Raw genomic sequence first — 14,494 nt, 5'->3', positions numbered from 1 at the left:
TCGGAGGGGGCGGGTAGCGTTCGGGGTGTGACTGGTGTGCCGCCGCAGCCGACGTTGAGCGATGGGGAGTTGACGCTGCGGCCGTGGCGCGCGGAGGACATCGAGGTCGCCCACGGGCTGACCGATGACGAGATCGTGCGCTGGTTCGATCTCGACGGAGTGACCCCGCGGGACGGGTTGGCCGCGGCGCTCGACAGGTGGCGACGCCTGTACGCCGAGGATCGGTCGCTGGTGACCTTCGTCGTCGAGCTGGCCGGCGTCCCGGGTCCGGTCGGGACGGTCGCGGTACGGCGTACCTCGGAAGGCGTCGGCAACATCACCTGGTCGACCTTCAAGCCGTACCGGGGGCGCCACGTCGCGCAGCGCGCAGTACAACTGCTGGTCGTGTACGCCTTCGGTGAGCTCGGGCTGGAGCGGCTGCAGGTCGAGGTGGATCCGGAGAACCGCGCGTCCGCCCGGGTGGCGATCCGCTCCGGGTTCCGGCGCGAGGGACTGCTGCGAGGCGGCGCCACCTTGCAGGGCGAGCGCCGGGATCTGGCGATCTACGGCCTGCGCCACGACGACCCACGCGCGGACACGGTGACCGGGTGGACCGCGCTGATGGACTCGGTGCTGCCGAAGAAGCGGGTGATCGCGCACGTGGTGGTCCGCGACACCGGCGGTCGGGTGCTGCTGTGCAAGGTCAGCTACAAGCGCGACCTCGAACTACCCGGTGGCGTGGTCGAGCCGGACGAAGACCCCGCGACCGGCGCGCTCCGCGAGATGGAGGAGGAACTGGGCGTCTCCCTCCCGCTGCTCGGTGTTCTCGCGATCGACTGGCTGCCCCGCTGGGAGGGCTGGGGCGACGCGATCGAGATCCTGTACGACGGTGGCGTCCACGACCCGTCTTTCATCGACAGCCTGCACCCGGACGGCTTCGAGATCCTCGGTCTCGACTGGTACGCCGCCGACGAGCTCACCGGCCTCGTCAGCCCGCTCAACCAGCGCCGGCTGCCGGTGATCCTCGAATCGCCGACTCCCCTGCACCATCTCCGCGACGGCAACCCGATCACCTGATGGTCGGGCCAAACTTCGTCAGGTCGCGCAGGCACCACTGGTAATGCCCGTCGCGAGCGTCCGGGCTGTAGATCGTCGCCGTGATGATGGCGTAGGCGACCCGATAGAGGTGCATGCGATCCAGCGGGTGCCCGAGCTTCTCGAAGCGCGCCAGGAGCTCGGCGTCCAGGCTCTCGGCATCCGGGCCGTACATCTCGAAGAAGCCGGCGGCGGTCGCGGCATCGAAGGTGTTGTCGCCGGCGGTCGTGAGGAAACCCCAGTCGAGCAGAGCGACCTCCCCCGCCGCGTTGACCAGCACGTTCGGCTGACAGATGTCGCCGTGAACGATGCTCGGCTCGTCGACGACGATCTCCCGAAGCCGGCCGACGACGCGCTCCACGAGTTCGTCGAACCCGTCGACGTCCGCCGAAAGGAACGGACGCCCCGCCAGGCTCCGCCGCAACACCAACTCGGCCAGCGCATGCCCCCAGACCAACTCGGGCGGCGTGGCGGGTGAAGGTGGCCAGAAGGGCTCGGACGCACTGATGACCGGCAATGCCTTCGTCGCTTCGCCCGCGGAGGTGGTGGCGAGCGCGGCGACCAGGCCGACGAAGAGGTCCAGCGCGTCCGGCAGGCCGATCAGTCCGGACTCGAGCGCGGCTCGTAGCGGCGTACCGGCGAGCTTCACCTCGACGCTGACGGCTCGACCGTCGACTTCACCGACAGCGCGGATCTCCGGCGTCCTGAACGGCAGCCGCTGGCTGCTCAGCTCCAGCAGGAAGGCCTGCAGCGGACGAACCTCTGCCGCCGACCGGTGGAACCACGTCTTCCCGACCAGGTCGCCGCCCAGATCGAAGACCGCGCCCTCCATGCCCTGACCGATCGGCTCGATGGGGCCGACGGCGTACGACTGGAAGAACTCACTCGATGACGACACGACGATCCAGTCAACACGATCCGCAGGTCACTCCGCGAGAGCGGCGCGGCGGCGTCGGAGGAACCGTTGCTCGGCTCCGTTGACGGTCAGGGCGATCGCTTCGTCGTACGCCGCGACGGCCGCCTCCCTGCGTCCCAGGCGAGCCAGCACGTCGGCTCGCGCGGCCGGCAGGTAGCCGTACGACTTCAGCGCGGGTTCGTTGCCCAAGGCATCCAGTTCGGCGAGGACGGCGGTCAGGTCGGCGCCCGGGACCAGGCTGTGCGCGGCTGCCCGATTCAGGGCGACGATCGGGGACGGCCAGCTGACCAGCATCGCGTCGTACATCCGGACCACCTGATGCCAGTCCGTCTGCTCCCACGACGGAGCGGTCACATGCAGCCCGGCGACCGCAGCCTGCAGGGCGAATCGTCCGTGCCCCCGCTGCAACGCGGCTGTCGCCCGCGAAACCCCTTCGGCCAGGAGCCGCACGTCCCATCGCGAGCGGTCCTGATCGGCCAACAGCACCAACTCGCCGTCTTCGCTGAGCCGGGCGTCACCGCGAGCCTGCGTCATCTGCAGCAACCCCAGCAACGCTTGGGGTTCCGGCTCGTTCGGCATCAGCCTCACCAGCAATCCCGCCAACTCCAGCGCCCGCCCGGTCAGATCGGCCCGGGTCAGCTCGGGGCCTGCTGCCACGTGCCCGGCGGTGTAGACCAACTGCACCACGGTCAGCACCACGTCGAGACGCTCGGGCAGTTCCTCGTCGGCCGGGATCCGGTACGGGATGCTTGCGGCCGCGATCTTCTTTTTCGCCCTGGTGATCCGCGCGGCCGCCGTCGCTTCGCTGATCAGCAACCCGGCCGCCACCTCACGCGTGGTCAGCCCGCAGATCAACCGTAGGGTCAGCGCCACCTGCGAGTCGCGCGCCAGGGCCGGGTGACAGCAGGTGAACACCAGCCGGAGCGGATCGGTCGGCTGCTCGACGTCGTCCGGCGAGACCGCATCCTCGATCAGCAGCGGCAACTTCCGCCGCAGGGTCGTCTCCCGCCGCAGCCGGTCGAGCGCGAACCGCCGGGCGACCGTGGTGAGCCAACCGGCCTGGTTGGCCGGGATCCCGTCCGGCCAGGTCCGCAGCGCCTGGACGAAAGCGTCCTGGGTGCAGTCCTCGGCCAGATCGAGATCCCGGGTCAGCCGCACGGTGGAGGCCAGCACCGTGGACCAATGCCCACGGTGCGCCTCGTCCACGACCCGCGCAATCTCCCGCGCAGACGTCACGCCGGCGGTGCCGAACCGTCCGACGTGTCCATCACCGGACGGACCTCGACGTTGTTCGACGGGCAGAGCTTGGCCAGTGCGAGCGCCTGGTCGAGATCCTTCGCGTCGATGATGTAGAACCCGCCGAGGGCCTCCTTGGTCTCGATGAACGGCCCGTCCGTGACCAACGGCTCGCCGCTGCCCTGCTTCACCGTGCTCGCCGTGGACGACTTCTCCAGCGCCGCTCCACCGAGAATGCTGGCACCGGCCGCCTCGACCGCCTCCGAGAAGGCGGTGTGCAACTTCATCGCCTCCTGCCAGCCCTCGGGCGTGACGTTGTCGTAGAACTCTTCGGTGTCGAACAGCAAGAACACGTACTGCGCCATCGCTGGCTCCCTTGTCTGGGGTTTGTACTGGACATCTTGCTGACGAACGACCGCGAGCGGAATCGACAGGACCGACCGGGATAATCTCGATCATGCGAAGAGAGCACCTGGACGTTCTGATCGTCGGCGCCGGCCTGTCCGGCATCGGCGCCGCCTACCGGCTGCAGACCCAGGCTCCCAGCCGCTCGTACGCCGTCCTCGAGGGCCGGGACGACCTCGGCGGCACCTGGGACCTCTTCCGCTATCCGGGCATCCGCTCGGACTCCGACATGTTCACGCTCGGCTTCCCGTTCCATCCGTGGACCGCGGCCAAGGCGATCGCCGACGGCCCGTCGATCCTGGAGTACCTGCACGAGACCGCTGCCACCTACGGGATCGACAAGCACATCCGGTTCGGGCGCCACGTAGTACGGGCGTCGTGGTCGTCGGCGGATGCGCTCTGGACCGTGGAGACGAATCAGGAGTCGTACACCTGCTCCTTCCTCTATGTCTGCACCGGCTACTACGACTACGACTCCGGGTATCAGGTGGCCTTCCCCGGCCTCGACAGCTTCGAAGGCACCGTGGTGCATCCGCAGCACTGGCCGAAGGACCTCGACTACACAGGCAAGCGGGTCGTGGTGATCGGCAGCGGTGCGACCGCGGTGACCCTGGTGCCGGCGATGGCCCCCGACGCCGCGCACGTCACGATGCTGCAGCGCACCCCGAGTTATGTCGCGTCCCGGCCGGCCCACGACGCCTTCTCGGACAAGCTTCGGCAACTGCTGCCGGAGAAGCTCGCGCACAGGTTGATCAGGACGAAGAACGTCGCGTTCAGCTCGGCCGTCTACGCCGCCTTCCGGAAGTGGCCGGCCCACGCCGCCTGGTTGCTCAACAGCACGGTCGCCAAGCAACTCCCGGCGCACATCCCGGCGGACCCGCACTTCACCCCGCGGTACAAGCCGTGGGATCAGCGGCTCTGCCTGGTCCCGGACGCGGACCTGTTCGAGGCATTGCGAGCCGGTACGGCGTCGGTGGTCACCGACGAGATCGAGACCTTCACCCCGGCCGGCATCCGGCTGCGCTCCGGCGACGAACTCCGGGCCGAGCTGGTGGTGACCGCGACCGGCCTGCAAATGGTTGCCCTCGGCAAGATCAAGCTGACCGTCGACGGCCGGCCGGTCGACCCGCACGACACCTTCGTCTACAAGGGCATGATGCTCAGCGGCGTCCCGAACCTCGCCTGGTGCATCGGCTACACCAACAACTCGTGGACCCTGCGCTCCGACCTCACCTCGCAGTACGTCTGCCGGCTGCTGAACCACCTGGAGCGCACCGGCACCAGCATCTGCGTCCCGGAGATCGACGCGAGCGAGTACGACGCTCCGCCGCGACCTGTGGTCGACCTGTCCTCGGGCTACATCCGCCGCGCCGCGAACCTCCTCCCCCGCCAGGGCTCCTACGGCCCCTGGCGGCTCCGGCAGAACTACCCGCGCGACTTCCTCTCCCTGCGCTACACCTCCCTGACCGACGGCTCGATGCGCTTCAAACAAGCCGCCTAGGCGGGGACGGGCACCGGAGGGGCTTCACCGACGTAGCGGGCGGACGGCCGGATGATCTTCGACGTACCGGCCTGTTCGAGGATGTTGGCGCTCCAGCCGATCACCCGGCTGACCGCGAAGGTCGGCGTGAACAGTTCGCGCGGCAGGCCGCACAGGGACATCACCACGCCGGCGTAGAACTCGACGTTCGCATAGAGGTTGCGGCCGGGCTTGAGCTCGGCGAGCACCTCGACGATGCGCTGCTCCACGGTCGTGGCGAAGTCGACCAGGTCACCGCTGAGCTCTCGCGCGATGTCGCGCAGCATCAACGACCGCGGGTCCTCGGTGCGGTAGACCGCGTGCCCGAAGCCCATGATCCGGTCCCCGGAACTCACCTTTGCCCGGACCCATGCGTCGATCCGATCCGGCGTACCGATCTCGTCCAGGCTGGCCAGCGCGCGATCGGGCGCGCCACCGTGCAGCGGTCCCGAGAACGCACCGATCGCCCCGGCTACGGCCGACACCACGTCGGCACCGGTCGACGCGATCACCCGCGCGGTGAAGGTCGACGCGTTGAAACCGTGGTCGATGGTCGAGATCAGGTAGTGCTCGATCGCCCGGGTCTTCGTCGCGTCCGGCGCCTCGCCGGTGACGAGATACAACCACTGAGCCGCGGCACCCAACTCCTCACGAGGCTCCAACGGCTCCAACCCGGCGCGCAACCGGTACAGCGCGGCCAGAATCGTCGGCGTCACCGCGCAGACAAGCATCGCGTCGGCCTTCCGCCGAGCCGGATCGGCATCCCACAGCGGCGGCAACTCACGAGCCGCGGCCAGCAGCGACAGCGCGGTACGCAAGCCGGCCAGCGGATTGAACGCCGATCCTGCGGCCGCGATCGCAGGAAGAACAGCCTGTACTTCGGTCGGCAGCACCCGTAGTGGCGCGAGCTCGGCCAGGAAGCCGGCACGCTCGGCAGCATCCGGCAGCCGCCCCTCGAACAACAGGAACCAGACGTCCTCGACGGTCTTCGAGCGCGCCAGGTCGATGGCGGAGTACTGCCGGTAGTGGTAGAAACCCTCGTCGCCGCGGACGTCGCCGAGCCGGGTCTCGGTCACCACGACGTTGCGCAGGCCCGCGGGTACTTCGATCGGTCCGTCGACCGGGCTTTCCAGTGAGATTGACATGAGTCTCAGACTTGAACTGGAATCAAGTATTGTCAATGTTGATCCAGTCAATGTGAGCGACTCGCGGAGCGGTGGATGGCAGAGCAGAGTGACGAGAATTACCTGACGACGGCAGAGGTCGCCCGTCGGCTCAACGTGAAGCCCGAGACGATCTACGCCTACGTCAGCCGGGGGCAGCTCACCAGCGTTCGAGCTCGCGGCCGACGCGGCAGCCTCTTCGCGGCAGCCGACGTGGAGCGGCTCGCCAGCCGGAGTGTCGAACACCCCGGTGTGGTCGAGCGGATCGAGACAGAGCTCAGCCTGCTGCAGGACGACGAGCTGTACTACCGCGGCCGCCTCGCCCGCGAGCTGGCGACCACCAGCACGGTCGAGTCCGTCGCACACCTGCTGTGGACGGGCGAGCTGACAGAGCAGGACTCCTTCCCCGCTCCCCCGGAGTCAGTGGCGCTCGCTCGTGCTGCGATGAACGTAGCGCCATCGAGTGCGCGCATGACGGACCAGTTGCGGATCGCCGTCGCAGTACTGGGCGCTGGAGACCCGCTGCGATTCGGGCTCGCACCGGAGTCCGTCATGACGGCCGCGAGCCGCCTCCTCGGCGTACTGGTCGATGCACTGCCCGGTGAAACCACAGCGGGCACGCTGGGCGCCCGACTGTGGCCGAAGGTCAGCACGCAACCCCCGCAACCCGCAGTACTGGATGCTGCCTTGATCCTCTTGGCAGACCACGGACTGGCCGTCTCCACGATCGCTGCCCGAGTCGCGGCGAGCGCACGCGCCAACCTGTACTCCGTGGTGTCGGCCGGCCTCGGCGCTCTGGACGGCCACTACCACGGGGCCGCGACGACGTTGGCCTACAAGTTCCTCGAACGAGCGCTGCAGGATCCCGTCGAGGCATTGTCGGATCAGTTGCGGTCGGGTGAGCCGGTGCCCGGGTTCGGCCATCGCATCTATCAGCAGCGCGACCCCCGCGCGGAGGCGCTGTTCGAACTGCTTGCCGACAGCCCCGTTCTGCACAGCATCCAGGAGCTCACGGAGAAGGTGCCCGGGTTCCCCAACAGCGATCTCGCCATTGCCGCGATGATGCACGCCCACAGCTTCCGGCCGGACGCCGGCGAGGCGCTGTTCGCCATCGCGCGGATCATCGGCTGGACGGCCCACGCCCTGGAGGAGTACGCCGAACCAGGCCTGCGTTTCCGCGCCGCCGGCATCTACACGGGTCTGCCGATCAGCGCTGGACCCGATGCGCCGCGACAGCGTCGGCCGTGACGTCGAAGGCCTGCTCAGCCAAGGAGTAGTCGCGCTGAGCAACTCCGATGTACAGCGCGTCGAGCACGATCATCTGCGCATGCCGCCCGGACAGACCACCGGTCCGGAAGGTGACGTCCCGCGCGGCCGTGATCAGGACGACGTCCGCCGCCCGCGCGATCGGTGACCTCGGATAGTTGGTGATGGCAACGGTTCGCGCGCCCTGACTCCGGGCTCGCACCAGCGGCTCCAGTACCTCGACCGTCTCGCCACTGTGCGACAGGCCGATCGCGACGTCGCCGGCGCCGAGCAGTGCCGCACTCGTCAACGCGTTGTGCACGTCGCTCCAGCAGTTCGCACTGCGACCGATCCGGTGTAGCCGCAACCGCAGGTCCTCCGCGACGGTGGCCGACCCGCCCACGGCGTACAGGTCGATCCGTCTGGCGTCGGAGACGGCCCGGACCGCCTGCCCGAGAGCACGGACGTCCAGCTCGGCGACGGTGTCCTCCAGTGCGCGGGTGTCGGCCCGCAGGAGGGTACGCAGTACGTCGTCCAGGCTGTCGTCCGCGCCGACCTCTCCCCCGGTACCCAGCTCCCAGCTCGCACTGGACCGTCCGCTTTCGGCCGCCAGCGCCAGCCTGAGCTCGGCGTAACCGCTGAGTCCGAGGGCCAGGCAGAAGCGGGTGACGCTCGGCAACGAGGTACCGCAGCGGGCCGCCAGCTCACCGATCGTCGACGAGGCCGCGGCGGCCGGATCCCGCAGTACCTCGTCGGCGACCTGCCGTTGAGCCGGACTCAGCCCCGGCAGCAAGCCGTGGATCCGGGCTTCGAGACCTACCGGCTCGCCAGCATTCATGTGAATGATTCTCAAAACTGTCGACGCCAGCTGTCAACAGTTCACAGCATCAGAACCGGTACAGGTCGAATTCGTTCGACTGGCCGCCGGCCACCAGGACGTCGATCCGCCCGCTCACCACGTACATCCCGTGCGGGCTGAGCGCCACGGTGGTGGGACCGCTGATCGGCCACGCCTTCGCCGCGACAACCCGAGCCGAGCGGTAGTTGTCCGTACTCCGCAGCACGGTCACCTCTTCGACCCCGGGCGCCCCCAGCTTGTTGGTGACGGCAACCAACTTGCGATCGGCCGTCAAGGCCAGTCCGTCACCACCGATCAATGCCTTGGGCAACTTCACTTCGGTGATCGCACCGGCCGGCGAGATCTTCAGCAAAGCGCCGACGTCGTACCGGACCGCGAGCAGGTAGCCCGCCGGATCCCAGACGATCCCGTTCATCCCGATCGTCCGGCTCGCCAGCCGGGCATCCCGGACCAGCACGGATGCCTTGCCCTGCGGCGTGATCCGGTAGATCGCGTCCGCGGCGGGATCGGTGACATAGGCGTTGCCGCGACCGTCGACGGCGAGGTCGTTGACCCCGTGCCGGCCGCCCGCCGGGTTCAGCGCGGGCGTGTTCAGGTCGACCCGATGCTGCAGCCGCCCGGTCCGCAGGTTGTAGATCGCCACCCCGGACTGCTGGTATGTGGTCGCCTCCGAGGACTGCTCCCCGTTGCCGATATCGGCGTACGTCACCAGGAGTCGGTTGCGCGCGGCGTCGACATGCAGCCCGAACGTCGAGACCCCGGGCGCCTCGTCCACCAACCGCGTCGACCGGCCGCGACGGTCGACCACATCGATCCTGCCGGTCGCGAGCGACCCGACCAGGAACGCCTGCCGGCTCGGATCCCAGGTCACTCCTTCCGGATACCGATCCGCGGTCTGTCCACTGATCGCCACCGGCCATCCCCGCGACGCGTCGACCCGCACGGCAGAAGCCGGTACCACGGACACCGGCGCCGCGGTCGCGAACGTGAGCAGAGCGACGACTGCCGCTGTGCGTCGGAACATCTGTTGCCTCCCTCGATTGGATACGAGCACAGAGACTAATCAGAGCTCTGATAGCTGTCAATGCATATACAAGCAGCTACGTTCGTACGATGAGGGCATGCGGATGTCATTCGAGGAGCGCCTGGGCAGTCACCTCAAACGGGTCGAGCAGGAACTGACCACCGCGAAGGCGGCCGCGGTGAAGCCGGCCGGGCTGACGGTCCCGCAGTACGCGGCGCTCTTCGTTCTGGACGAGCAACCGGGAATCTCAGCCGCCGAGCTGGCCCGGCGTTGCCTGGTGACACCTCAGACGATGACCACGATCCTGCGCAACCTGGAGTCGGCCGCGCTGATCGAGCGCACGCCGCACCCGCTGCATCGGCACGTCATCGAAACCCGCACGACGCCGGCCGGCCGGAAGGCACTCGACCAGGCCGACGAGCGGGCCGCCGGAGTAGAACGCCGCCTGGCGGCCGCGTTCACGGCGGAGGAACTCGACACCCTGCGCACTCTGCTGGCGCGGGTGTCGGAGTCCCTCACGAACGATCCGATCCTGAAGAGCTCCTAGAACAGCGCTGCCATCAGCCGGCGGCGCGCCTTGACGACGCGTTCGTCGTCGGCGCCGACGACCTCGAAGAGCTCCAGCAGGTGCTTGCGGACGGCGTCGCGCTCGTCGCCCGCGGTCAGCTGGACGGTCTTGATCAGCCGGGCGAAAGCGTCTTCCACGTGCCCGCCCATCAGGTCGACATCGGCGACCAACTGCTGGGCCTCGATGTCGGTCGGATTGTCGGCGGCCCTGGTCCGCACCTCGGCCGGGACGTCGCGGGTCCGCTTCACCAACTGGACCCGGGCAAGACCCGCCTTGGCCTCGGCGTCGTTCGGCGTCTCCTTGAGCAACACCTCGTACGCCGTGATCGCGCCGTCCAGATCGCCCGCGGCCAGAGCGTTCTCGGCCGCCTCGTACCGCGGGTCCGGCTCGGGCTCGGCCGCTTCTTCCGCACCGGCCTGACCGACCGGGTCGGTGCGACCGGTGATGCCGTTGGCAACGGCCACCGTGAGCAACTGGTCGACGTACTGGCGCGCCTCCGGCTCACCGACGGCACCCTGGAAGAGCGGGACCACCTGCCCCCGCAGTACGGCGATCACCAGCGGCACCGACTGGACGCCGACCGCCTGGGCCAACTGCGGGTTCGCGTCGATGTCGATCCGGGTCAGCAGGAACTTGCCGGCGTACTCGGTGGACAGCCTGACCAGGATCGGGCTCAGCGCGAGCGACGCCTCCGAGCGCGGCGAGTGGAACTCGACGATCACCGGCACCTGGATCGATCGCTCGATGACGTCGGCCTGGAAGGTCGGCTCGGTCACGTTCAGCACGTACGCACCACCGGTCGCGGCGCCACCGGGAGCCGCCGGGGCTCCGGGCGTTGCGGCACCGGGTCGTGGTGCGGCGGGCTTGCGCAGGGACGACAGGTCGATCGCCCCGGGACGGGAGAAGTTCGGCTGGCTCACCGGTGGCCTCCGGTCGGCACTCGGTCGGTACGTACAGTCATGGGTCCATCCTCCCCGACGGCCCCGAACGGTGTGGAGCGCGGGTCGCCAGCAGCAGCCGGGCCAGCCCGCTACGGGTGCCGGCGACCGCCAACCGCGTGCCTGGCGCGACGGCCCGGTCGAACGCGGGCTCCCAGTCCCAGCCGTCCCGGTCCTGCCTCGCCAGCACCCGCAGCCCGCCGGCCTCGTCCAGCTCACCGAGCCGCCGGCCGACCGCCACCGAGTCGCGCTCGACGGTGACCTCGGTCAGCAGCACGACCCGGCGGCCGGCCGGAACAGTCGACTGGCTGCGCCTGTTCGCCACCGCGGCCGCGATGGCCGGCGCGACCAGCATCGACACCGACCGGCTGTGCCCGAGCCCCAACTGCCGCTCGACCCGCTGGGCCAGGTCGTGATCGAACATCCGCAGCGTGATCCGCGCATCCGGGTTCAGCTCGCGGACCACCATCGCGGACTCGAGATTGGTGATATCGCCGTTGGTGATCGCCAGCACCGCCTGGGCGCGCTGAACGCCGGCCGACCGCAACGTCTCCTCGTTGCTGCTGTCCCCGATCACCACCGGGATCCGCAACCGATGAGCGGTCTGTACGCCGGGAGCGTCGTCGTCGCGCTCGACGCCGACCACGGCGACGCCTCGCTCGACCAGGATCTCCAGCACTCTTCCGCCGACCGTTCCCAGTCCGCAGACCACCACGTGATTGCGGGGCCGGCCACGGACGCCACCGATCACCCGGGACAGCCGGGCGCCGATCAGTGAGTCGACGATCACCGCGGTCAGCAGCGCCATCAACACGATGCCGGTGAGCTGGACGACGACCGCGGCGATCTTGGCCCAGGGCTTGGCGTCCGAGAACGTGTTGTCCTCGATGCCGGCCGAGGTCACCGCCCCGGCGGCCAGGTAGAGCGCCCGGAGCCATTCGACGTGGGCGATCCAGTGCGTCAGCGCCGTACCGGTCAGGATCAGCCCGGCCATCACGGCCGCGATGACCCGGACCCGGCGGTCCATCACGTCCCGGGTCGCCATCAGCCAGCCGGCCCGGCGGACGTCCCTGGTCCGCAGGACCTTGCGCAGCCCGGTCCCCACCACGATGTCGCCGGCCGGATCCGAACTCCCGGCCGGCAGCAACTCGGGGGTCGCGGACGAGGTCGTGTCGGCGAGCACGGTCAGGTGCGGTGTCCGGATCAGCGCGGCCGGACCGGCCACGAGCCGGCGGCCGCCGACCTCGAACCAGGTCAGCTCGTCGTCCTCCAGCGCATCGGCGACGAACGCCGGCGCCGCCAGCGAGGGGCCGGCGATGACCACACAGTCGCCGAGCAGGTTGTGCAGCTGACCACCGAGCCGCGGATTGACCATCTGGATGACGATCTTCAGGTCCGGGTCCATGTCCCGTGCGGTCAACGCGGTGTGCACGTTGTGGACGTCGTCGGCATCCAGCAGCACCAGCGCTCGCGCGGTCGACGGCTTGCCGTCTGCGGAATCGATGCCAGCGCGCCGCAGTACGGACTCGCTGACCACCCGCACACCCATCACCTGCGCGCCGAGCTCACCGATCCGCTCGAAGTGGCGCGAGGCCGGATTGACCACCGCGGTGACGTGCTCGCCCGAGCCGACCAGTTCGGTGACGACCCGGAGCATGGTCCGGTCGGAGCCGCAGACGACGACGCCGCGCCTGTCCGGCGTCGGCGTGGCCGTGCGCGTCTGCGCCTTACCGCGACGCCGGCTCTGGGCGGCGGGCTCTGTCTCCTCGGCCTCAGAAGCGGGCGGGCTCTCGGTACTCGCCCCATTCGATCCGAAGAACGTGACAGATCTCCCCCATCGTGGCCTCGGCACGCGCAGCCTCCAGCATCGGCTCGATCAGACTGCCGGTCCCACGGGATGCCTCGACCAGCGCCGACAGCGTACGACGTACCAGGTCCTCGTCGCGCTGTGCCTTGCGTGCCGCCAGCACCCGGCACTGCTCGATCTCCACCTCGTGGCTGACCCGGAGGATCTCCAGCTGGCCGGACACCGTGTCGGTCTGGGTGTTCACCCCGACGATCTTCTTCTCGCCCTTCTCGAGCTTCTGCTGGTACTCGAAGGCGGCGTCGGCGATCTCGGCCATGAACCAGCCGTCCTCGATCCCGCGCAGGATGCCGCCGGTCATGGTGCCGTCGGGGCTCATCTCCTTGATCCGGGCGAAGATCTCCTCGGCCTCGGCCTCGATCTTGTCGGTCAGCGCCTCGACGTACCACGAACCGCCGAGCGGGTCGGCGACGTTGGTGACGCCGATCTCCTCCATCAGCACCGACTGGGTGCGCAGCGCGATCTCGGCCGACTGGTCGGTCGGCAGCGCCAGCGTCTCGTCGAGGGCGTTGGTGTGCAGGGAGTTGGTGCCGCCGAGGACCGCGGCCAGCGCCTCCACCGCCGTACGGACGACATTGAGGGTCGGCTGCTGGGCGGTCAGCGAGACGCCCGCGGTCTGGGTGTGGAACCGCAGCCACTGGGCCTTGTCGGTCTTGGCGCCGTAGACGTCACGCAGCCAGCGGGCCCAGATCCGGCGGCTGGCGCGGAACTTGGCGATCTCCTCGAAGAAGTCCAGGTGGCTGTCGAAGAAGAACGACAGGCCGGGCGCGAAGGTGTCGATGTCGAGGCCCCGGCTGAGCCCGAGTTCGACGTACCCGAAGCCGTCCGCCAGCGTGTAGGCGAGCTCCTGCGCGGCCGTCGAGCCGGCCTCGCGGATGTGGTAGCCGGAGACACTGAGCGGCTTGTACGCCGGGATGTTGGCGGCGCAGTACTCCATCAGGTCGCCGATCAGCCGCAGGTGCGGCTCCGGCGGGAACAGCCACTCCTTCTGGGCGATGTACTCCTTGAAGATGTCCGTCTGCAGCGTCCCGTTGAGCTTGGTGATGTCGGCGCCCTGGCGCTCGGCGGCGACCAGGTACATCACGAAGGCCGGTACGGCGGGGCCGGAGATCGTCATCGAGGTGGTGACGTCCTGCAGCGGGATGTCCTTGAACAGCCGGTCCATGTCGGCCGCGGAGTCGATGGCGACACCGCAGTGGCCGACCTCGCCGAGCGACTTCGGGTCGTCGGAGTCACGCCCCATCAGCGTCGGCATGTCGAACGCGACCGACAGCCCGCCGCCACCGGAGTTGAGGATCATCTTGTACCGCGCGTTGGTGTCCTCCGCGTTGCCGAAGCCGGCGAACTGGCGGATGGTCCAGGTGCGACCGCGATAGCCGGTCGGATAGAGCCCGCGGGTGAACGGGAACTCGCCCGGCCAGCCGATCCGCTCCATCCGGGGATCGTCGTAGCCCTCCGGTGGCCCGTAGACCGGCTCCACCTCGGTGCCGGACAACGTGGTGAAATCGGCCTCCCGGCGGCGCGACGCGTCGTACCGCTGCTGCCATCGGGTCCGTCCGTCGGCGATCTGCTCGGCGTCCATCAACGACCTCCCTGGGTTGCTCACACCCAAACTACTAGGACGTCCTACTAAATACCACTTCGCGGCTTTCCCTCATCGGCCGCCGGTGGACGGTTAACCTT

At 69.0% G+C, this 14,494-nt stretch carries 13 protein-coding genes; 4 read left to right on the top strand and 9 right to left on the bottom strand.

Annotated elements, in window-relative coordinates:
* The first annotated feature begins 27 nt into the window (after window positions 1-27).
* Window positions 28-1,056, top strand: a complete 1,029-nt coding sequence (locus tag EV138_RS35640; RefSeq protein WP_238158595.1) for an NUDIX hydrolase — start codon at window positions 28-30, stop codon at window positions 1,054-1,056.
* On the opposite strand, the gene EV138_RS35635 is transcribed toward EV138_RS35640, so the two are convergent.
* From EV138_RS35635 to EV138_RS35625, 3 genes are read right to left on the bottom strand one after another with little or no spacing between them, the layout of a single operon-like run.
* Window positions 1,049-1,972 (bottom strand): phosphotransferase family protein, encoded by a 924-nt coding sequence (locus tag EV138_RS35635; RefSeq protein ID WP_133985009.1) that lies wholly within the window; start codon window positions 1,970-1,972, stop codon window positions 1,049-1,051. The genes EV138_RS35640 and EV138_RS35635 overlap by 8 nt on opposite strands.
* 27 nt (window positions 1,973-1,999) lie before the next feature.
* On the bottom strand, window positions 2,000-3,226 hold the full coding sequence (locus EV138_RS35630; protein WP_133985007.1) for an RNA polymerase sigma factor: 1,227 nt from the start codon (window positions 3,224-3,226) through the stop codon (window positions 2,000-2,002).
* Entirely contained in the window at window positions 3,223-3,591 is a 369-nt protein-coding gene (locus EV138_RS35625; protein ID WP_133985005.1) for a YciI family protein, read from the bottom strand. The genes EV138_RS35630 and EV138_RS35625 overlap by 4 nt, the downstream gene beginning before the upstream one ends.
* A 92-nt stretch (window positions 3,592-3,683) precedes the next feature.
* Here EV138_RS35625 and EV138_RS35620 point away from each other — a divergent pair, with 92 nt between their 5' ends.
* Complete coding sequence (locus tag EV138_RS35620; RefSeq protein WP_133985003.1) at window positions 3,684-5,132, top strand: flavin-containing monooxygenase; 1,449 nt, start codon at window positions 3,684-3,686, stop codon at window positions 5,130-5,132.
* On the opposite strand, the gene EV138_RS35615 is transcribed toward EV138_RS35620, so the two are convergent.
* Window positions 5,129-6,295, bottom strand: coding sequence for a citrate/2-methylcitrate synthase (locus EV138_RS35615; protein ID WP_133985001.1), 1,167 nt, complete (start codon window positions 6,293-6,295; stop codon window positions 5,129-5,131). The two genes, EV138_RS35620 and EV138_RS35615, sit on opposite strands and share 4 nt — an antisense overlap.
* Before the next feature lie 75 nt (window positions 6,296-6,370).
* Here EV138_RS35615 and EV138_RS35610 point away from each other — a divergent pair, with 75 nt between their 5' ends.
* Window positions 6,371-7,561, top strand: a complete 1,191-nt coding sequence (locus EV138_RS35610) for a citrate/2-methylcitrate synthase (RefSeq protein ID WP_133984999.1) — start codon at window positions 6,371-6,373, stop codon at window positions 7,559-7,561.
* Here the strand turns inward: EV138_RS35610 and EV138_RS35605 are convergent.
* The gene (locus EV138_RS35605) at window positions 7,521-8,396 is read right to left on the bottom strand and encodes a MurR/RpiR family transcriptional regulator (protein ID WP_133984997.1); all 876 of its coding nucleotides are present in this window, start codon (window positions 8,394-8,396) and stop codon (window positions 7,521-7,523) included. The two genes, EV138_RS35610 and EV138_RS35605, sit on opposite strands and share 41 nt — an antisense overlap.
* A gap of 49 nt (window positions 8,397-8,445) precedes the next feature.
* Complete coding sequence (locus tag EV138_RS35600) at window positions 8,446-9,441, bottom strand: SMP-30/gluconolactonase/LRE family protein (RefSeq protein ID WP_133984995.1); 996 nt, start codon at window positions 9,439-9,441, stop codon at window positions 8,446-8,448.
* A gap of 97 nt (window positions 9,442-9,538) precedes the next feature.
* On the opposite strand from EV138_RS35600, the gene EV138_RS35595 reads away from it, so the two are divergent.
* Window positions 9,539-9,988, top strand: a complete 450-nt coding sequence (locus EV138_RS35595) for a MarR family winged helix-turn-helix transcriptional regulator (protein WP_202867102.1) — start codon at window positions 9,539-9,541, stop codon at window positions 9,986-9,988.
* Here EV138_RS35595 and EV138_RS35590 read toward each other — a convergent pair.
* From EV138_RS35590 to icmA, 3 genes are read right to left on the bottom strand one after another with little or no spacing between them, the layout of a single operon-like run.
* Window positions 9,985-10,929, bottom strand: coding sequence for a tetratricopeptide repeat protein (locus tag EV138_RS35590; RefSeq protein WP_133984993.1), 945 nt, complete (start codon window positions 10,927-10,929; stop codon window positions 9,985-9,987). The two genes, EV138_RS35595 and EV138_RS35590, sit on opposite strands and share 4 nt — an antisense overlap.
* A gap of 37 nt (window positions 10,930-10,966) precedes the next feature.
* Window positions 10,967-12,799 (bottom strand): NAD-binding protein, encoded by a 1,833-nt coding sequence (locus tag EV138_RS35585; protein WP_133984991.1) that lies wholly within the window; start codon window positions 12,797-12,799, stop codon window positions 10,967-10,969.
* Window positions 12,720-14,393: a coenzyme B12-dependent isobutyryl-CoA mutase large subunit gene (gene icmA, locus EV138_RS35580; protein ID WP_133984989.1), complete on the bottom strand. Its 1,674-nt coding sequence runs from the start codon at window positions 14,391-14,393 to the stop codon at window positions 12,720-12,722. The genes EV138_RS35585 and icmA overlap by 80 nt, the downstream gene beginning before the upstream one ends.
* Between the last annotated feature and the right edge of the window lie 101 nt (window positions 14,394-14,494).

Origin of the sequence: Kribbella voronezhensis (assembly GCF_004365175.1) — a bacterium.
Taxonomy (GTDB): domain Bacteria; phylum Actinomycetota; class Actinomycetes; order Propionibacteriales; family Kribbellaceae; genus Kribbella; species Kribbella voronezhensis.
This window is presented reverse-complemented; position numbering and strand designations above follow the sequence as displayed.

Coding starts and splice junctions, on each gene's coding strand:
- EV138_RS35620 (WP_133985003.1), top strand. CDS start 3,684: ATGCGAAGAGAGCACCTGGACGTTCTGATCGTCGGCGCCGGCCTGTCC.
- EV138_RS35625 (WP_133985005.1), bottom strand. CDS start 3,591: ATGGCGCAGTACGTGTTCTTGCTGTTCGACACCGAAGAGTTCTACGAC.
- EV138_RS35595 (WP_202867102.1), top strand. CDS start 9,539: ATGCGGATGTCATTCGAGGAGCGCCTGGGCAGTCACCTCAAACGGGTC.
- EV138_RS35605 (WP_133984997.1), bottom strand. CDS start 8,396: ATGAATGCTGGCGAGCCGGTAGGTCTCGAAGCCCGGATCCACGGCTTG.
- EV138_RS35615 (WP_133985001.1), bottom strand. CDS start 6,295: ATGTCAATCTCACTGGAAAGCCCGGTCGACGGACCGATCGAAGTACCC.
- EV138_RS35600 (WP_133984995.1), bottom strand. CDS start 9,441: ATGTTCCGACGCACAGCGGCAGTCGTCGCTCTGCTCACGTTCGCGACC.
- EV138_RS35610 (WP_133984999.1), top strand. CDS start 6,371: ATGGCAGAGCAGAGTGACGAGAATTACCTGACGACGGCAGAGGTCGCC.
- icmA (WP_133984989.1), bottom strand. CDS start 14,393: ATGGACGCCGAGCAGATCGCCGACGGACGGACCCGATGGCAGCAGCGG.